Below are 273 nucleotides of genomic sequence, written 5' to 3'. Positions count from 1 at the left end.
ACTTGGATAGGTGGGAGGTCATCCGAGCCGAGAAAACGGCTCTGAGGCCTTTTTTGGTGACTTTGACGGTGAAGAACGGTGATGACCTGGCTGAACGCTTTAAGCACCTTCATAGAGCCCAGCGCGAGCTATGGAACCGCCGGCAACGTGGTCGCGGCTCTGTGCTCGATGGTGTTGTGGGCGCTGTTTGGTCATACGAAGTGAAGCGGGGAGACAACTCGGGCCAGTGGCACCCGCACCTGCACATGATCGCCTTGGCCGAGGTCGAGCCCA

General features: G+C 59.0%; 1 protein-coding gene. It reads left to right on the top strand.

Going from position 1 to position 273, the window contains the following annotated elements; all coding sequences use genetic code 11:
- Positions 1–81 precede the first annotated feature (81 nt).
- Positions 82–204 (top strand): hypothetical protein, encoded by a 123-nt coding sequence (locus tag ABG80_RS23895; protein ID WP_268761019.1) that lies wholly within the window; start codon positions 82–84, stop codon positions 202–204.
- Positions 205–273: the final 69 nt, after the last annotated feature.

This window comes from Aquabacterium parvum, assembly GCF_001447195.1.
Lineage (GTDB): Bacteria > Pseudomonadota > Gammaproteobacteria > Burkholderiales > Burkholderiaceae_C > Aquabacterium > Aquabacterium parvum.
The sequence above is the reverse complement of the archived record's forward strand: the minus strand, read 5'-3'. Positions and strand labels throughout refer to the sequence as shown.